We start from the raw sequence: 15,867 nt of genomic DNA on the forward strand, positions 1-15,867 counted from the left end.
GCCGCCGCATACCGACGAACGGTTTCCCCTCGTCCGCCTTTCTTGGCCCCCTTTCATCGCATAAGCTGCTCGACCTCTTTGTCTAACGCGAGTGCAGGAGAGCTGCATTGTCCTACGGACAGGCCGACCCGGTTGACTGGCGGAGCATCCGGTCCTGGGCGGGGAGTCAGGACCGTGCCTTCGAGGAGCTGTGTTTCCAACTGCGGGAGCCTGCTCGGCCTGGCTGGCGGACGATCAAGACGGCCGCGCCGGACGGCGGGGTGGAGTGGTACAACCTGGCGCCGGACGGGCGGGTGCACGGCTTTCAGGTGAAGTATGTGCACGAGCTTGATGATCTTCTACCCCTAGCGCGGGAAAGTCTCAAGGCCGTGGGGAGAAACCGGCCCCGCCGGAACGTGACGCGCATGGTGTTCATGGTGTGCATCGACCTGCCGGATCCCGCGCATCTACACAAGGGCAAGCCGGTCGTGGGCGCCCGTCAGAGGTGGGAGCAGGCAGTCGCCGGCTGGAAGAGGCAGCTGGAGGGGACCGGGGACATCGAGGTGGAACTCCTGGGCAGTGGGGAACTGCTGGAGCAGCTGCTGGCCCCGGGAAACGAGGGCCGCCTGTGGTTCTTCTTCCAGCGGCGTGCCCTGGGCGCCGAGTGGCTGAAGGAGCAGTTCGAACGCGCGGCTCGTATCGCCAGCGACCGCTATACGCCCCAGCATCACATCCCGTTGCCGGTCGCCTCGACATTGGACGCCTGCGCCATGGCGGGATCGTTGATCGAGCACGTTAAACAGCGCGTGGAGATCTTCCGCACGACCGTGTCCGACGCGCAGTTCGCGTGGCAGTCACGGTCCGCGCCAGCGCGCGATGCGGATGCCGGGCAGCTTGCGTCCGTGGCGGTCAGAGTGGAGAGCCAGCTCGCCCGGCTGTCACATATCGCTGATGAGCTGCACCTGGCGGTGGAGTCGGTCACTGCGGCGGGTCTGCCCGCAGAGCGCATGGCCATGGCGGCTGAGAGGGCCTCCGAGGTGGTCTTTGACGTCCGGCAGGCGCAGCGGGAGTGGTTCGAGCTCGTCAGCGGCGACGAGGACAAGCGGGCCGGTGACACGGACCCGATCCGGTCTCTGCTGATCACGCTCGACCGGTTGTCCGCACTGTGCAGGTCGGACGAGGCACGCGCCGCAGAAGCCAAGGCGTGGGTGCTGCTGGGCGAAGCGGGACAGGGCAAGACGCATCTGCTGGTCGATGCCACGCGCCGGGCGCTTGAGGCCGGCAGGCCAGCTGTGACCGTCTTCGGTGAGCTGATGGCGGCCGAGGATCCGCTGACGGAGATCGCACGGCAGCTGGGCCTGGGGGATGTGTCGCATACAGTGCTGCTGCAGGCGCTGGATGCCGCCGGAGCTGCCAGTGATACACGTTTCCTGCTGATGATCGACGCGCTCAACGATGCGGAGGAGCCGGGCAGATGGCGCAGCCGGCTGCCGCAGCTGTGGGCCCAGGCCGAACCGTATGACCATGTGGCGGTGGTGGTTTCGTGCCGGTCCTCCCTCAAGGACGTGGTACTGCCGGCTGACGTGTCGGCCCATCACGTGCCGTGTACGGATCATCCGGGGTTCGCCGGGCATGAGGTGGAGGCGCTGGAAAGCTACCTGCAAAAGGCGCCGTCGGCGCTGCCGCGCACGCCTCTCCTCGCGCCGGCCTTCTCCAACCCGCTGTTTGTGAAGCTGTACTGCGAGAGCCTGGAGGCCCTGCCGGAGAAGCAGCGGGGCATCGCCGCGCGCACCCAGCACCGCAGTGCAGTGTTCGACAGCTTCCTTCAGCGCAGGGCCCACCAGATCCACCTGGCACTGCACCTGGATGTGGGTGAGCGGGTGGTGCAGCGAGCGGTGAAGGAACTGGCCTGGCAGATGGCCAGGGCCGGCCGGGAGGTCCTGTCCCAGCAGCAGGTGCGGGAGATCACCGCGCCGTTCGCCCCGCACCTGACCCGGTGGCCGGACACGCTGCTCGGGCAGATGGTGGCGCACGGGGTACTGGCCAGCGAGCGCTTCCGCACCGTCGACGGGCAGCCGGAAGCCGGATACGGGTTCGGCTACCAGGCCTTCAGCGATGACCGCATCGTCGACGCGATGCTCGCCGAGCACGCCGCCGAGGTGGAGGCCGCCGCCGCTACGGGCACGCTGGCCCCCGAATCGCCGCTGCGGACCTGGCTGGAGGCGGCTTCCCCGAACCTGGTGGAGGCGGCCACCGTGCTGCTCGCCGAACGCACCGGCCGCGAGCTGATCGACCTCCTCGGCGCCGGCCAGGACGCCGACACCGATGGTCACAGCGTGCGCAACAGGTTCGCACTGTATGTGAGCCTGGTACGCACGCTGGCGCTGCGCGACGCCCGTAGTGTCGGCAGGCGGACCGCCGCCCTGCTTGAGCAGGCAGCCGACCAGTTCGACCTGGGACCGATGGTTCTGGAGGCAACAATGGGCGTGAGTGCCCAGACGGAGCACCTCCTCAACGCCGACCACCTGCACCGGACGCTGTGCGCGATGGCGCCGGCGGATCGGGACGTCAAGTGGGGCATCCCGATCTACGACGTGCTCGACCGGTCCGGGCCACTGCACCGCCTGCTGCGCTGGGCCGAGCAACTGCCCACGCCACCGCAGCTGCGCCCCTCGCCTGCGGCGGCGGCCGCACCGTGGGCACCGCGGCGCGCGGGCAGCACCAGCATGGCGGCGGTGGCCCATCAACCCTCGGAGGAGGAGGTGGTGCGACTGGCCGCCACCACCCTGGTGTGGACGCTCACATCCTCCAACCGTTTCCTGCGGGATCGGGTCACCAAGGCGCTGGTGCAGCTGCTGCTGGGTTACCCGCAGGTCCTCACCAGGCTGCTGGACCGATTCCTTCACACCGATGTCCGTGCAATCGATGACCCCTACGTCTTCGAACGGCTCGCCGTCGTGGCGCGCGGCGTAGTGGCCCGCACCCGCGCAAGCACCGGCCATCACACCCTGCTGGCAGACGTGGCCAGACGTCTGCTCGCCCACGTCTACGGCGATGTCAGCTCCCCCGCCCATGCGTCCGTCAACGCCCTGCTGTGCGACGCCGCCTCCCGCGTGGTCCAGGACTCGTTCGAGGCAGGCCTCATCTCCGAGGACGACGCCGCCCGCTGCGCCCACCCCCACCCCTGCCCCCACCCCGGCCCGGCACCTGGCGAGGAGACCATCGACGCCCGCTACCCGTCACGGGACGCGCACGACGAGCGGCTGTGGGGAAGTCTGCGCGCCTCCCTGCTGGGCCTGGCGGACTTCACGAGCTACGAAGTCAAGCCGGCTGTCAGAACCTTCAGCCAGCTGCCCCTGGCCACGCCCGCCCCAGCACCGGCCTACCAGCGGCGTGAACAGCCCCCGCTGCTGGTGCCCGACAAGGTGGAGGGCTTCGCCCAGAGCCTGCCCGCATCCGTACGCGACGCACTGGGTACACCCCAGGCTGTCACCCGGCTGCTGAGCGAATGCTGGCGTGCCCGCCGCGTGTTGACGGGCCAACAGCAGCGGCTGCTTGAGCAGTGCGCACAGCCGCCGACGCGCGAGGAGCAGCTCGCGGACACGCCGGTGGACAAGGACTGGGCCAGCCGCTGGATCTTCGACAACGCCGCACAGCGCGGATGGACCCCGGAACGGTTCGCCGCCTTCGACAACATGCGCGGCGCCGGCCGCGGACGCGAGGGGCACAAGGCCGAGCGCATCGGCAAGAAGTACCAGTGGCTGGGCCTGCACGCGCTGGTTGAACGCCTCGCCAACCACCGGCACATGATCCAGGCGCACGCCGGTGACCCGGCACAGTATCCAGGCGCCGCAGCCCTGCTGCTCCTCGACATCGACCCCACCCTGCCCCCTGCCGCGCACCCGCTCTCCCCGACCTCAACAACTGAGCACGAGAACACGGCCGCGGCGAACGCCGCTCACGCCACGTTTCCCCTCACAGCTCCCGACGGTCGGTGGGAGCCCCCGCCGCCCGTGCTGCCGGCATCCGACCAGCTCGCCGACTGGCTGCAACAGGACACCGGGCTGCCCGATCTCGGCACGCTCGCAGTACGCGAAGACGACCAGGGCCAGCAGTGGGTCGTCCTGTACGAGTACGTCGCAGACAGCGTCGGCGGGCCCGAGTGGAAGGGACAGGCCGAACAGTGGCACCTCATCCACAGCTGGCTGCTGGAGAAAGCCCACTACGAGCCCGCGATGGATTTCCTCGCCCCACGCACCCTCATGGGCCGCTGGATGCCCGAGATCCCCTCCTGGCACGGCATCTACCTGGCCGACATCCCCCGGCACGTCCCCGAGCGGGACGGCCGGGACAACGAGATGCGGTTCATCGACTACGGCGCCGACACCGACAGACCGCCGTCGGCCTCCTCCCCCGCACCGCGATCGCCCGCCGGCCGCAGGCGCAGGGCCATGACCGGTGACGATGCCACCCAAGCGAGCGAGTACCTCGACGATCTCCTGGGCGAGCTCGGACTCGCCCAGAGCTCTACACGGGAACAGCAGCTGCACGAGCTCGCCGAACGCTGGAGCCGTCCGGCGAGCACGGACGCCACCGACCCGCAATCCGACACAGATTCACGCGATGTCGCCTGCGACACCGACGGTCGGCCCCTGCACGCGGTGCCGGCTGTCCAGGAGTACAACTGGAGCGCCAGCGGCCACGACTGCTCCCTGGACGCACCCGTCGCCCTGTCACTGCCCTCCCACCAGCTCCTGCACGGCGCAGGCCTCACGCGCGGCCCCGACAACGGCGACTGGTACACCAGCGACGGCTCCCGGGTCGCGCGGGCCCTGACCGGCCACCGGCCCACCGGAACCGTCGACGCCCTCCTCATCCGGCGGGACTGGCTCGAACAACGCCTGCGCACCCTCGACGCCACCCTGATCCTCGGCCTGTTCGGCGAACGCCAGCCCCGCACCACCGACCTCACCCAATGGCGCGAATACAGCCAGACAGTCGGCCTACGCCCCGGCCATGAACCGGCCGTCCAACAACAACTCACCCGCGTCAAAACCAACCGCACCTGATCCCGCCGGCAACCACAGAAAAACTGCTACGGCACGGCTGCCGCCTGCTCACGAAGGCGCTCGAATCAATGACGGCAGACAACTCGCCCGAGCACCTCCGCATACCAATGATCACTGAACCTGAACCGTACGCAATGCAGATGACACGACCTGATCATCCACCCAGCCTGCCTGACGAATCCGCAGGTCAGAACCCCCTACCCCAGCCCAGCGCTCCCGTAGTCACTGCCCTACTGACGCCCCACGATCACCCACCCGCGAACGCATCACAAAATGATCAGTGCAGGCTAAGGCCCCATCTGCTGCTCAGAAAGATCGCTCCTGGACAGGGCCGCGCTCCGGGAGCTGGGCATCGAATGGGCATGACGCCAGATTGGGTCAAGGCATTGAGCGGTCGAACGGCGGGTCTGGGCGTGAATCCCGATTGACTTACTGCCTCGGCCCCGGCCGCCGGGGACCCGACGGCCGGGGCAGGGAAAGGCGTCAGCGGCCTTCCGCGGATTCGGACGGTCCTACTTTCAGCCCGTCTCATCCTCGATCAGTCCGTAAGGCGGCTGGCTCTCGTCGCGGGTGTAGCGGACGATTACACGGTCGTCGATCAGGTCTGGTGGGCTGTTGTCAGCGACGATGATCTGCGCGCCGTTGCCATGGTGTGCCAGCCATTGTGTGAGGTGCCGGTAGAAGTCGTCGGTGCTGACAGCGTCGGCGATGAGGGTGTCTCTGCCGGTGCCGTGTCCAAGGTTCTTCTGCGGGCTGTCGATCATGAGGAAGCCAGGGTGCGCGGCTCCGCTCTCGAAAGCTGTCTCAAAGACGGCCAGTTGCCAGGCGAGGGTGATCAGTGTCCTGGCTCCTGAAGAGGCCTCTTGGTAAGGCTCGCCACGTACAAACGGAGTCAGATCAGTCCCTACATGGGCTTGGCTGAGTTTGGGGTAGTGCCACTCTGCAAGGAGACGTGCGAACCGCGAGCTGATGTTGCGCAGCACATCATTTCGGTCCTGAGTGGCGTCACCCAGTTGTGCGAGTTCCTCGCGCAGACGGCCAAGGTTAGCTTCTTGCCGGTTCACGAGTCCGGCCCGTTTAGCCAAGCTTTCTTGCAGTTTGGAAGCGGTGTTCAGCTGGTCGATCTGACGCGTGACTGCCTCTTTGCGGCGGTGCAGTTCGTCTCTGGCCGCGAGGAAGGTGGAGACGGTTGGTGAGGTGGCTTCGTCGAGGGCCTTTGCCGCACGTTGTTCTTCCAGACCGGCAGTGTGGGCCCGTTGCTTAGCTGAGGCCAGCGAAGCGTCGAGTTCCTCGATGTACGTGGTGATTTCTTTAAGTCGGGCCTTCGTCGAGCGGATCTCAGCTGCGACGTCCAGTTGCTCATTTTCTGTGTCGAGACGGCTGTCGGCAGCAGCGCCAAGGGTCAGGTCTGGTGTGGCCGGAAGGTCGTGGTCGCACATGCTGCAGTGCCCCTCGATGACATGGGGCGAGGCAGACAGCGGGTGCAGGCAGGCGGGACACGTGCGGACGCGGAGTGGGTCGAAGAGCCGTCGCGCTTGCGCGAGCATGCCGAGCTTGAGGAGATCGTCGGCGTACTGGGCCCGCAGGGGAAGCATGCGGGCGAGTTGTGTTTCGCGATCGCGCAAAACGGCGGAGGCTGTGCGGGCGTTCTGGGCAGCGCTCCGGTAGGTCTGGCGTAGCTCTTCGGCGAAGCTGGTCGCAGCGCGGGCCTGCTGATCGAGTTCTTCGATCTGTGCTGTGATCGAAGTCAGTTCGCGCTCGGAATTGAGGCGCGTTGACGGTTCGTTGGCTGTTTCAGCATTCTGTTCGGCGACGAAGGCGGTGGCGGCGGCCAGCTCGCCGCGGGAGCGGTTGAGTCGTCCCTCGAGCTGTTTGATGCGCGAGCCGAGTTCCACGGCCCGGTCGTCGTGGACCCCGAAGACGACGTCGACGACCTGGCGCAGCTTGTGCTTGCGCGGTGGGCTGTTCTCGAAGAGGAAGTTCTTGTCGGCGACGCGTTCGTTAGGGAGGAAGGCCAGCCACATCAGGTCGCGGATGCTGAGCGGGTCGGTCCGTGATTCCGCGTTGGTCGGCGCTTCTCGTAGCTCTACGCCTTCCAGTTTGCAGTGGCTCAGCAGGAGCGAGGAGAGGCTTTGGGGGGCGCCAGCCGGTGCGATGTCCCGGCGTTCAGGGGGCGACAGGGATGGCTGGTCCAGCTGTCCGCGGCGGACGAAGGCCACGGTGGAGGGCTCGCCTATGGCGCGTTCGATGACGTGGGTGTCGCCGGAGAGTTCAACTTCCAGCAGGGCCGAGCGCACCTTGCGGAGGACTTCGGGGTGCCGGGGGTGGTTCTTGGCACCGAGGCCGTAGGCGACGAACTCGAGGACGGCTGTCTTGCCGGAGCTGAAGGCTCCGGAGATGACGGAGAGGTCTTGGACCCGGCCCTCTGTGGTGAAGTCGACGTCGTAGTTACGGCCGATGCCCACCAGACGTAGACGTCGTACGCGGATGCCCTGTGCTTCGGTCATCGGTCTTCCTCCGCATAGGACTGTTCACGTGGCTGGAGTACCGCTCTGCCGTCGTCCACGGTTGCAAGGACACTGGCGAGAACGGCGGCGGGCCGGCTGCTGCCGTCGACGCGCAGCCAGCTAGCAGTTTCCCTGCGTAGGCGGGCGTCACTGAGTCGCCGTAGCTTTCCAACCACCACTTCGGCCGCGGTGGTGAAGGACCTCGCGTAGGTCGCGGTGAGGTGAGCCGTCAGTTCCCTGCCCGCGGACGTGATGCCGTAGACGAGGCCCCCTTGCTCGTTTTTGACGGTGCAGCAGCCGTAGGCCACAAGCAGGCTCAGGTCGTGCTGGATCCGCTCGCGGCGACTGGTAAAGCGCTGTCCTGAAGAGGCGTATGACAGCACCTGCGGGTCGAAGCCTGCCAGGCGCAGAAGAGATGCTTCTCGGCTGTCCGGCTCCACCACGAGGAAGGGGTTCGCGGAGAGGAAGTCGTAGTACCCGATGCGCTCAAGGGTCGCGCCAGGGTGCTTGTGATTGTCCATGGCGTTCATGAGCAGGAGGAGCTGCGCCAGCCGGAACTGGACCTCGTCCTCCGGCATGACTACGGGCCGGTCGGCATCCACGAGGACTCCTCACCGTCAGTCGGGGACTCGTGCTGGAATTGGTGGGCAGGCGCCGACTCGGCTTCAGGATGCGTGGCGGCAATGCTGCGCCAGTGCTTGACCCAGCCGGCCTTCCTGTTGTCCACGAGCCGGTGAACCAGCCCCCAGGCGTGCGCTACCTCGAGCCTGAGCTGCTTGGGCAGCTGTGGATGCTCGGCCCGGACATCAGCCCAGACCAGACCGTGCAACTTGCGAAGATTGTCTTCCGCGCAGCATTCGTTGAACCGGGCCTCCCACACGCCGTGAAGGGTGGCGTCGGTGGACACCAGAGCGTTGACCTCCGCAGGCACTCCCTTGTGGGCGATTTCCCGCGCGACCAGGTCAGCGTTGAAGAACTGGCGTTTGGCGCCGTCGAGCTCGACGTGCCCGGCCTCCCTCATCTGTCTGACGAAGAGCGCCGAGTCGAAGGCCACCGCCTTGTCCTCATCCATTTCCACCATTAGGCGCGCCTCGTCTTCGACGATCGGCGCTGCCGTGTACGGCTCGTAGTAGGCCCGACGCACATGGTCTGCTTCCGGGGCCCGAAGCCTGCGGGTGAGTTCGGTCTCGTCCCACAAGTCGATCACCAGGCTGTGCTTACGCTCCTGGTCCTTCTTCCACCTGTCCCACCACTTCGCCGTCGGTCCGTCCATGCTCGACGGGATACACAGCACCCACATCTGCACGGTGTGCCCATGCTCGGCCGCCTGCTTCATCAGCGATTCGAAGGACGCCTTGATCCTTGCCTGATGCGGTTTGGCGGTGACGGGATGGAAGTATTTAGCCTGCCAGACCGTGATGGAGCCGCCCAAGTCACCGACGAACGCATCGACGCCCCAGTCGCCGGGGTTCGCAGCGATCACGCGAACGTTGGGCATCGTCGCCCCCGCGAGTTCGACGATCATCTTCTCGAAATCTTCGCGGGCGCCGCCCATGCTGCCTGTGCGGGTCTGATGAGTCGTGAAACTGATCGGCGGTACCCCGGCCGCCATCGCCACATGACCTTGCACGGCACCCCCCAGCTCACAGACCCACCCAATCGCAGCCCGTGCTTTTCCTGTGACGCAAAGTAAAGGGTGACGGTAGCGCTTATCTCCTCTCCCGATCAAGAGGATGTTCAGTGGCTCTTTGCCGAGGCCGCTGATGCTGTCAGTAGTACCCCTGCCGGAGAGCCAGGCTTACCGTACGCATGCCGGACTGGACGGGGTGCGGGCGTGACGCCGCTTTGGCCGGTCCTGTAACCAGCTGGCCGGACGCACAAAGGCACAGTCAGCTGCGCATTTTTGATGCCGGAGTGATGTTGTGTGGCTTCGTCCACGGTGCCACGAGCGCGGCGACCAGGGCCACGACGGCGAGCACGCCGAACAGGTGGGCGTAGCCGCCGAGGGGCGCGGCGAGTGCCGCGCCTGCGAACGGGGCGAGCGCGGAGGCGGTGGTCGTCGGCGCGGCGAGCAGTCCGGACAGGCGCCCGTAATGGGTGGTGCCCCATCGGTCTGTGATAGCGGTGGCTTGCAGCAGGGTCAGGTTGCCGCGGACCATTCCGGCTGCGACCGAGAGGACCACCAGCGCTGCGTACGGCTCGGACACCACGGCCAGGGCCGCGGTGGTGACTCCGCCAAGCCCGATCAGTGCGGTCGTTCGTGTGGCTGGCCTGGTGCGGCGGGCAAGCGTGGCGTACAGGGTGCGGCCGAGGGTCTGTCCGGCGCCACCCAGGCCGAGGGCCCAGGCGGCCTGGGTGGTGGTGTAGCCGCGTTCGATCATGAGCGGGACCAGGGCGACGAGGACGGCGGAGACCGCGAAGGCCGAGAGGGTCAGGGCGGCCGCGAGCACCCAGAACGGCTGGCGCCTGGCCACGATGTCCGCGCTGTCGCCGCCGTGCGCTGGGGCGGGCGGTGCGTCGGGCCACGGTGCGCCGAGGGCGAGGGCATGGGCGGGGATGGTGACGGCGGCGAGGATCCCGGCGAGCACCAGGTACGTGCCGCGCCAGGAGAACTGCTCAGCAAGCGCCGCGGTGACAGGGGCGAAGATGGTGGAGGCCAGGCCGCCGGCGAGGGTGACGATGGTCAGGGCGCGGACGTGGTCGGGGGCCCACCAGCGGGTGAGCGCGGCGAAGGCGGGTTGGTAGAAGGTGGAGGCCATCGCGAGTCCGGCCAGTGACCAACCGGCGAAGAACACCGGCAGGTTCGGGGCGATGGCTACGATCATCAGGCTCAGGGTGCCGAGGATGGATCCGGCAGTCATGACCGTGCGCGGGCCCCGATGGTCGAGGATCCGGCCCACGCGAATGCCCGCGAACGCGGAGGCGACCAAGCCGAGTGAGAAGGCGGCTGTCGTTGCTCCGGCCGGCCAGCCGGTCGCGGAGGTGATCTGTGGGTTCAGCACGGGAAGGCGTAGTAGACGATGCCCCAGCTGGTGATCTGTGTGACGCAGAGGGCGGGCAGGGCGGCGCGGGGCCGCGACCGGTCCCCTGTTCCGGTCGCGGCCCCGCTCGTCTGAGTGGTGAGGTTGGTCACGAGCCGCAGCAACCGCCCGCAGCAGCCTCCTCAGCGGCGGCCGGTGTCGTGGCCGGCGCGCCGAGCCGGACCAGCTGCGGTACTGGAGCGCAGCAGCCGCCGCCGTCGGCCTGAGTGGCGTCGGGGGTGTCGAACAGGCCGGCGCCGCCGCAGACTCCCGTCTCGGGGAGGGTGAGTTCGAGGCGGTCGGCCGCGTCGAGGTCGCCGGCGAGGGCGGCGGCGACGGAGCGGACCTGCTCGTAGCCGGTCATCGCGAGGAAGGTGGGGGCGCGGCCGTAGGACTTCATGCCGACCAGGTAGATGCCCTGTTCGGGGTGGGCGAGTTCGCGGTGGCCGTGCGGGTAGACGGTGCCGCAGGAGTGCTGGTTGGGGTCGATCAGCGGAGCCAGATCGACCGGGGCCTGGAGGCGCTCGTCCAGACCCAGGCGCAGCTCGTCGAGGAAGGACAGGTCGGGGCGGAAGCCGGTCAGCACGATCACCTCGTCGACCGGGTCCAGGCGGCGGCCGTCCTCGCCGACCAGGACCAGGCGGCCGTCGTCCGCCCGCTCGATCGCCTCGGTCCGGAAGCCGGTGACCGCGTCCGCGTGGCCGTCGTCGACGGCGGCCTTCGCCGCCAGGCCGAGTGCGCCGCGGGCGGGCAGCTGATCGGCCGTGCCGCCGCCGAAGGTGGAGCCGGAGATGCCCCGGCGCAGGATCCACATCGCGTGCGTGCCCGTGCCGTCGTCGGCCTTGGCCAGGTCAGCGAGGTGGGCGAGGGCGGTAAAGGCGGAGGCGCCGGAGCCGATCACGGCGGTGCGCCTGCCCGCGTAGCGGGCGCGGACGGCGGGGTCCTTGAGGTCGGGGACGCGGTAGGTGATCCGGTCGGCCGCCGCCTTCTCCCGAGGGCGGCAAGGCCGCTGCCGCCGGCCGGGGACGGAGAGGTCCAGGTGCCGGAGGCATCGATCACGGCGCGGGCGAGGATCCGCTCCTCGCGGCCGTCGGCGTGGGTGACGTGCAGGACGAAGGGCTGGGCCTCGCGGTCGGCGTCGACGATCCGGTCGCGGCCGGCCCGGGAGACGCCGGTGACGCGCGCGCCGTAGCGGACGCGGTCGCCGAGGACGTCGGCGAGTGGCTGCAGGTACTGCTCCGCCCAGTCGCCGCCGGAGGGGTAGGTGGCCGGGTCGGGGTGTGTCCAGCCGGTGGGTGCGAGGAGCTTCTCGGCGGCGGGGTCGACGACTTCGCCCCAGGTGGAGAACAGGCGCACGTGGCTCCACTCACGGACGGCCGCACCGGCACGGCCGCCCGCTTCCAGAACGAGGGGCTCGATGCCGCGCTCGACGAGGTGGGCGGCGGCGGCCAGTCCGGCGGGGCCTGCTCCGATGACGACGACGGGCAGCTGCTGGGTGTTCATGGTGCTCGGTCTCCTTGAAGGGCGAAGGGGGTCAGCGCGCGTGGGTGAAGGCGGTCAGCTGGGCGTGCTGCCGGCGTTTAGCTGCTCGGGCGGTGCTGTCGATGACCTGGGCGCAGCTGTCGCAGAAGCTGACGCCGGCCAGGTGGCGGGCGGCGCGGCGGGCTCGGGCCGTGGTGAGTCTGGTGCGGAGGGTGGTGGTCACGACGCTTCCTTGATTCGATGGCTATCGATGCCTCTCTGCGCCTCGGAGGTTGCCACCTGTATCGACGAGTGTCAACATAGACGCATGTCGAAATCAGGGGTTGTGGGACTGCCCGTTCTGCAGGATGGTGACGTGGTGCCGTGCTGTCCGCCGATCACGGCCGGGGAGCTGTCCCAGGCAGACGCGGAGAAGATGGCCGCCATGTTCAAGGCGCTGTCGGACCCGGTGCGACTGCGGCTGTTCTCCAAGGTCGCCTCCCACCCGGGCGGAGAGGCGTGCGTGTGCGACATCGCCGACGTCGGCGTCTCCCAGCCGACCGTCTCCCACCACCTCAAGAAGCTGCGCGAGGCCGGCCTGCTGACCTCCGAACGGCGCGGCACCTGGGTCTACTACCAAGTCGCCCCGTCCGTGGTGGCGGCCATGGCCGCCATGCTCGACCTGCGCGGCTGACCGCCGCCGAGACGGCAGCGGTCAGTCATCGCAGTTGGGCGGGCAGCAGCGCATCAGGTACTCCTTGAGCGCGTCCAGGTGGCTCGCCATGGTGGTGCCGTCGGCGCGGTAGAAGACCTGCCTGCCCTCCTTGCGGGACAGGACCAGGCCGCCGCGGCGCAACAGGCTCAGATGCTCGGAAGCCGTCGACGGCTTGAGACCGCATCGCTCGGCGATCTGCCCGACGGTCAGCTCGCCACCGCCCGCGAACTGCCGCATGACCAGCTGGCGGGTCTCGCTCGCCAGGGCCTTGAGGAAGTCGGCGGTCGCCGGGTCGACCCCCTCGTTCACGCCACCGCTCGCCGGTGCCGCTTCACGGTTCATATTTCGTCACTTCCCGAAACAACGACGTTGCAGAGAAGGGTCTCATGGAGCACCACGCTGACCTCGTCGTCCTCGGCGCCGGCCAGTCCGGTCTCGCCACCGCCGCTCTCGCGCCTCGCCACGGCTTCGCCCGCACCCTCGTCCTGGAGGCCGCCGAACAGGCCGGCGGGTCCTGGCCGCACTACTACGACAGCCTCACCCTGTTCTCCCCCGCCCGGTACTCCTCACTGCCCGGCATGCGCTTCCCCGGCGACGGCGACCGTTACCCGGCCAGGGACGAGGTGGTCGACTACCTGCGCGCCTATGCCCGCCGCCTTGACGCCGATATCCATACCTCCACCACCGTCACCTCGATGCTGCCCCGCGACGGCGCCTGGGTGGTGCGCGCTCACGACGGCAGCCGGTTCACGGCACCCGCGGTCGTGGCCGCGACCGGGGCCTTCCGCGGCCCGTACACACCGGCCGTGCCCGGACACGAGGAGTTCGCCGGGCAGTCGCTGCACGCCGCCGACTACCGCGCCCCCGACCCGTTCACCGGTGAGCGGGTCGTGGTTGTGGGCGGTGGCAACTCCGCCGTCCAGATCGCCGCCGAACTCGGCGCAGTCGCCGAAACCACGCTGGCCACCCGGCGGCCCATCGGCTGGCTGAAGCAGCGTCCGCTGGGCCGGGACGTGCACTGGTGGTTCCAGCACACCGGCTTCGACATCGCTCCGTTGAGTCGGCTGCTGGAGAGGATGCCGGTGTCCGTCCTCGACGACGGGCACTACCGCACCGCTCTTGACACCCACGGCGTCGAACGGCGCGAGATGTTCACCCGCCTCACCCCGGACGGTGTCGTGTGGGCCGACGGCGCCGAGGAATCCGTTGATGCGATCGTCTGGGCCACCGGCTACCGCCGCACCTTCCCCTACCTGGACGGCAGCGGCGCCCTGGACCTCGACGGTCGACCCCGGCACCACGGCGGCATCGCCACCATTGCGGGGCTCGGCTTCGTCGGCATCGAGTTCCAGCGCAGCTTCTCCTCCAACACCCTGCGCGGCGTCGGACGCGACGCCGCGCACGTCCTGTCCCGGCTCGGCCGTTCACGCTGACCGCAGCGTCAACGGTTGCTCGGCCTCTCTTCTCGTCGGAGCAGGGCACAGGCTCGACGTAGGACGCGCCGAGGGATCTCGCGCGCCTCGCGCCTCCACTACCGTGGATTCATGACGGCACCGCTGGACGTGCTGGTAGTGGGAGCGGGGCCGACCGGTCTTGCCCTCGCCGCGCAACTGCGCGCGTATGGAGCTCGGTTCAGGATCGTTGACCGTTCCCTCGACCGGGTGCGGGAATCACGGGCGCTTGCCATCCAGCCCCGCACCCTGGAGGCGCTGGCGGGCTTCGGGGTGACGGACGAGCTGGTGGCCCGCGGCAACCCGGCGATGCGGCTGCGGCTGCATCTGCCCCGCCGCGTGGTGGCGCTGCGGTTGTTCGACATCGGACTGACCGACACGGCGTACCCGTTCCTGCTGTTCCTCTCGCAGGCCGAGACGGAGCACGTCCTCTCCGAGCACCTGGCCGTGCGGGACGTGACGATCGAGCGTGGCACCGAACTGGTCCGGCTGGAGGCGACGGACTCGTGCGTCGTCTGCCGGCTGCGCTGCGATGACGGCTCGCAGGAGGCCGTGGAGGCGCGCTACGTCGTGGGCTGCGACGGCGCCCACAGCACCGTGCGCAACCAGGCCGGCATCGGATTCGAGGGATACGCCTACCCGCAGACGTTCCTGCTCGCCGACCTGGAGGTCGACGGGCTGGAGCCGGACTCCGTGCATTCGTACATGCGCGGGGTGGGGATGATGTTCTTCTTCCCGCTCGGCTCACCGGCCGGCTGGCGCATGCTCGCAATGCGACCGCCCGACGCCCCGGCGGCCGAGGTGGACCTGCCGTTGTTGCAGGAGATGACCGACCGCTACACCGGCGAGCGGCTGACGCTGCGGGACCCGGTCTGGATGACCGACTTCCGCCTCCACAACCGCAGCGCCGCCCGCTACCGCTTTGGCCCCTGCTTCCTCGCGGGGGATGCGGCCCATATCCACAGCCCGGCCGGCGGGCAGGGCATGAACACCGGCATCCAGGACGCGCTCAACCTCGGCTGGAAGCTCGCCCTCGTCTGCCGGGGCGCGGCGCCCGAGGAACTGCTGGCAACGTATGAGGCCGAGCGGGCACCCGTCGGCCACAGCGTGCTGCGCTTCACCGACCGCGCCTTCACCATCGCCACCAGCGGCAACCCTGTCCTCCGCGTCGGCCGCACCCACGTCGCCCCGCGTCTGGCGCCGCTGGTGCTCCGCGCGGCCGGGATCCGCGGGCGGCTCTTCCGGACCGTCTCCGAACTGGGCATCCACTATCGGCGCAGCCCCGCCTCCACGGCCGGCTCGCGACCGCCCAGGGGCGGGCCGAGAGCCGGGGACCGGCTGCCCGACCTGCCCCGTGGGCTGCAGGCGCGCACGGCGGCACCGGGCTGGCACCTGCTGCTGTCCGGGCCACCGCCCCTCTGGCCGGACGAACGGCTCTCGCCGGTCCTGGAGAGGCGGGGCGGTCTGGTCTCCGTCTACCGGCTCGGCGGACGGAGCCCGTGGCCGGGCGTCGCGCAGGGACTCGTTCGCCCCGACGGCTACCTGGGCTATGTCGCACGGGGGACCGACCTGGACGGCCTGCGGACCTACCTGGACCGCTGGCTGCCGACCGGCCGCCGTTGATTCCACCCACCGCAATGCGCCCGTTGCGATCAGGCCGGACCG

Annotated in this window: 9 protein-coding genes and 2 pseudogenes; 4 read left to right on the top strand and 7 right to left on the bottom strand. The window is 69.0% G+C overall.

Translation table 11 applies throughout. The features are described from left to right. Nucleotides 1-107: 107 nt before the first annotated feature. On the top strand, nt 108-5,048 hold the full coding sequence (locus tag CP969_RS00715) for an NACHT domain-containing protein (protein ID WP_016828401.1): 4,941 nt from the start codon (nt 108-110) through the stop codon (nt 5,046-5,048). Between the two features lie 518 nt (nt 5,049-5,566). On the opposite strand, the gene CP969_RS00720 is transcribed toward CP969_RS00715, so the two are convergent. The 6 genes and pseudogenes from CP969_RS00720 to CP969_RS33040 form a co-directional block, all read right to left on the bottom strand. Next, nucleotides 5,567-7,555 carry a DNA recombination protein RecN gene (locus CP969_RS00720; protein ID WP_026085581.1) on the bottom strand — a complete coding sequence of 663 codons (1,989 nt, stop codon included), beginning with the start codon at nt 7,553-7,555 and terminating at the stop codon, nt 5,567-5,569. Continuing rightward, on the bottom strand, nt 7,552-8,157 hold the full coding sequence (locus CP969_RS00725; protein ID WP_016828399.1) for an ABC-three component system middle component 2: 606 nt from the start codon (nt 8,155-8,157) through the stop codon (nt 7,552-7,554). Before CP969_RS00725 ends, CP969_RS00720 begins: the two co-directional genes overlap by 4 nt. Beyond that, nucleotides 8,136-9,167 carry a hypothetical protein gene (locus CP969_RS00730; RefSeq protein ID WP_016828398.1) on the bottom strand — a complete coding sequence of 344 codons (1,032 nt, stop codon included), beginning with the start codon at nt 9,165-9,167 and terminating at the stop codon, nt 8,136-8,138. Before CP969_RS00730 ends, CP969_RS00725 begins: the two co-directional genes overlap by 22 nt. 277 nt (nt 9,168-9,444) lie before the next feature. Beyond that, nucleotides 9,445-10,688, bottom strand: a pseudogene (locus CP969_RS00735) (MFS transporter). Further along, nucleotides 10,685-12,078: pseudogene (locus CP969_RS00740) on the bottom strand (NAD(P)-binding domain-containing protein). The pseudogenes CP969_RS00735 and CP969_RS00740 overlap by 4 nt, the downstream one beginning before the upstream one ends. Before the next feature lie 31 nt (nt 12,079-12,109). Continuing rightward, complete coding sequence (locus CP969_RS33040) at nt 12,110-12,280, bottom strand: hypothetical protein (protein ID WP_016828397.1); 171 nt, start codon at nt 12,278-12,280, stop codon at nt 12,110-12,112. A gap of 84 nt (nt 12,281-12,364) precedes the next feature. On the opposite strand from CP969_RS33040, the gene CP969_RS00745 reads away from it, so the two are divergent. After that, nucleotides 12,365-12,730, top strand: a complete 366-nt coding sequence (locus CP969_RS00745; protein ID WP_026085580.1) for an ArsR/SmtB family transcription factor — start codon at nt 12,365-12,367, stop codon at nt 12,728-12,730. A 21-nt stretch (nt 12,731-12,751) separates the two neighbouring features. Here the strand turns inward: CP969_RS00745 and CP969_RS00750 are convergent, their stop codons facing one another. Further along, complete coding sequence (locus CP969_RS00750; protein ID WP_051044473.1) at nt 12,752-13,093, bottom strand: ArsR/SmtB family transcription factor; 342 nt, start codon at nt 13,091-13,093, stop codon at nt 12,752-12,754. Nucleotides 13,094-13,137: 44 nt separating this feature from the next. On the opposite strand from CP969_RS00750, the gene CP969_RS00755 reads away from it, so the two are divergent. Together CP969_RS00755 and CP969_RS00760 are read left to right on the top strand one after the other, a co-directional pair. Further along, a complete protein-coding gene (locus CP969_RS00755) occupies nt 13,138-14,184 on the top strand; it encodes a flavin-containing monooxygenase (RefSeq protein WP_016828394.1) in 1,047 nt (348 codons plus the stop codon). 111 nt (nt 14,185-14,295) lie between these two features. Beyond that, entirely contained in the window at nt 14,296-15,825 is a 1,530-nt protein-coding gene (locus CP969_RS00760) for an FAD-dependent monooxygenase (RefSeq protein ID WP_026085579.1), read from the top strand. Nucleotides 15,826-15,867 lie beyond the last annotated feature (42 nt).

Source organism: Streptomyces viridosporus T7A (genome assembly GCF_008704515.1).
Lineage (GTDB): Bacteria > Actinomycetota > Actinomycetes > Streptomycetales > Streptomycetaceae > Streptomyces > Streptomyces viridosporus.